Source organism: Pseudomonas sp. P4_C1, assembly GCF_056402155.1.
This window is the reverse complement of the sequence record NZ_JBFUHY010000151.1, coordinates 1-2,895: the sequence shown is the minus strand read 5'-3', so window position 1 is coordinate 2,895 and position 2,895 is coordinate 1. Positions and strand designations below refer to the sequence as shown.

1 protein-coding gene is annotated in these 2,895 nt (G+C 58.2%); it reads right to left on the bottom strand.

Annotation, left to right across the window (positions count from 1 at the left end; genetic code table 11):
• Nucleotides 1–12: 12 nt before the first annotated feature.
• Nucleotides 13–2,604, bottom strand: a complete 2,592-nt coding sequence (locus AC1DU9_RS29670) for a hypothetical protein (RefSeq protein ID WP_477811253.1) — start codon at nt 2,602–2,604, stop codon at nt 13–15.
• Nucleotides 2,605–2,895 lie beyond the last annotated feature (291 nt).

The following is a 2,895-nucleotide window of genomic DNA, read 5'->3' as shown; positions in this document are numbered from 1 at the left end:
ATTGCAATAGCCTTACGCAGTCAGGTCAAAAATCCGCTGCGCCGTCCGGCCATCAATCGTATGGCGCCAGATGGCGATGTGCTCTCGACCGGCCTGTTCGTCCCGGCGCTGGGCTGAAATACCTGTTCCGCTCTGCTCGAGGGTTTTGAGATGACCGCCCTTGTCCATGAAGTTCAACGCAAGGCTGTCGTTCTTTTCGTAGTGGAAATGGGCATGCCACAACGGCTCTCCGGTGTGGCTGTCATTGAGTGAGTAAATGTCGAGAAAGTGTTTTTCCTTACCTTTGCCACGCGCCACTCGGTTATGGGTTTTCACCGCGCTGATGTGCCCCGCGCTGATCAAGTACGCCAGTCGGTCCGCACTCAGAAAGGTTTTGTCCTTGTAGAGCCGGATGCGGATGTCCTCGCCTTCCGTGCGTAGACGCTGACTGTCGTGCCTCAGGCGCTGGACGAGGCCGTCGATAGTCTCCCCGGTCGGATTTGGAGCGTGTTCGAGCTGTCGGGCCAGATCGTCGAGCGTTTCGGCCTTGCCGCCGAGAAATTCGACGATATTGGTGGCGTTGCGTTTGGCCCGTTCATCCCGCCTGGCTTTGCTCAGGTGCACCTCGAACCGGTCCAGCCGCCGGGTGGCTCGTGCCATCAGCTCGGGCAGCGCTCTGGTTTGTTCGGAGCGTATTCGATGCCATTCTCCCTCCCGCTTTTCGTAGGTTCGCAAAACCTGCGCCGAGTTGTTGGGATCGATCACGTCGATCAGCTCTTCGCCCGTCACGGTGCGACGCGGTTGACCGACACTGATCTTGTAGACACCGTGGTGTTTGGCGCGAAACATTCGTCTGGGCTTGGGAGCGGGCCCGGTCCTGTTTTGTGGCGGGATGAAGTCGAAATCAATCGACTCATCCTGTGCCGATCGCGCCGAGGTATTTTTCCGGTCTCGGTGTTCGCGCGCTATTTGATGTTCGACGGCATTTTCGAAGGCCTGGATGGCTTCTGTAATTTCTCGCCGAGAGTTGGCTTGTGGGGAGTCTGGCGGCAGGTCGAGATGCTCATACGAATCCCTGGTTGCCGCGCTTTGGTCGAGCAGACCGGTCAGCGCCGCAATGCGAGCATCAGCGGGAATGCTCTCGATCCCGCGGAATGCGGTCGCGACCTCGATAAAAGAGTGCGCCAATTGCACCGCTTCGAAGTCACTGTTATTTGGGTCGTCCGTCAGCAATCGGCTTCGGGCTTCGACCCAGCTGGCGGTTACTTCGTGAATCTCCTTCGCGTCATAACCCAGGGCAGTCAACTCGAGCTCCGAGGAGCGCGACTTTTTCTGAATCTCATGCGCAATTTTCTCGCTCTTTTCCAGGAGGTTGCGTTTATTCATCAGGTAGTCGGCGGTGGCCCGATAGGTAGTCGGGTCATTGGCTGGCCGAATTTCCAGGGATCTGCGCACATCCATGGCAGCAATGAGCCGGTCGTAAGCTGCAAGGTTAAGCTCCCGAAGTTCATGCAGTTCGTTTCTATAGACGCCGTTTGCTTTAACAAGAATCAGCCAATCGTGTTCGTCGACGTACTTGGTGACCATATTTTCCAATAAAGCGAGTTCTCGGCGAATTTGCACTTCCAAAAGTATCAGAGCCGTTCTTTCACCTTCCGTGCCGACAGTTCTATCCCAGCTAGACGTCAGTTGAAGTCTCTTCTGTCTGGCCGTCTCAAGTATGGCGGCCTCTGTATACAATTGCGCTATTCCCGCGGCAAACTTGTTTTGCACGGTATTTTCTCTTCCCGCCCGCATTCCGCCCGCGCCAAAGACAGCGATTCCCACCCAGCCGTTCTGCCTGTCGAAAACAATCGGCTCTGACCTCCCGGGGCGCGTCGCGACATACAGGTTGTGGTCGTCCAGGGCGATGGGATCCTCTGCCCGGATGATGCGCATCACCGGAGCCTGCGGCGAGGAGGCCTCAAGGTCATGCAGGACCTGGTAGGCGCGGTTCTGGATGACCGCGTAGAGTTTGCCATTGTGCCGATAGAGCCCGTCGCTGCCCGGTTCGACGCCGGTGAAGTCCAGACTCGTGCGAAAGGCTTCCAGGCGGGTATTGGTCAGCGGGTAGGTCGTTGGCTCAACGTCATCCAGCGAATACCAGAGCGTGCTCTCGGGATCGCGCACGAGCACCGGGCCTGACGCTTGCAGTTCGCTCGGCAGTTTGGCCCGGTACAGGCCGGTGTCCGGATCCGCAGTGATATGTACGATGCCACCACCCGGCACATCGACATACTGGCGTCCCTTGAACGTTCTGAAACCCAGGGCGTCGGGTGCGGGAAGCTGAGCCGCCGAGGCGAGCCAATAATGCTCCAGCGGACGCGGTGTCGACGGGAGGGCAGGCACTGGAGCGGAAGGTAACTCGCTGGCCGTTACGGGCGGTGCTGGCGTGATGGCATCGAGGTCGACATTTCCCGGTGTCCCGGTCCCCTTGGGAGGGATTCGTGGATTCGTCGTGACTGGCAAGCCGAAATCGATACGCGGCAGGGTGTCGGGCAACGGGGTGTGTCCGTCCGAGGGCAGCTTGGGATGGGGGTGGACATCGACGGTGACTATGCTTTTGGGTGGCGGTTTGGGTGACATGGTTTTCATCCTTGAGCGGTTGCCGCATCGGCCTCCATGAACGGGATGCTGAAGGGGCATTCGGCGTCATTGCCGGTTTTTTGATTGACGGTTTCGTGGAGCCTCTATTGGTTCGCGATTTTTTTAGCAGGAAAATCACGGCGAAGAGCGGTACATATATATTCAACAGCGATCGGCCGGCGCGCACCGCCGGCCAATTGCAATAGCCTTACGCAGTCAGGTCAAAAATCCGCTGCGCCGTCCGGCCATCAATCGTATGGCGCCAGATGGCGATGTGCTCTCGACCGGCCT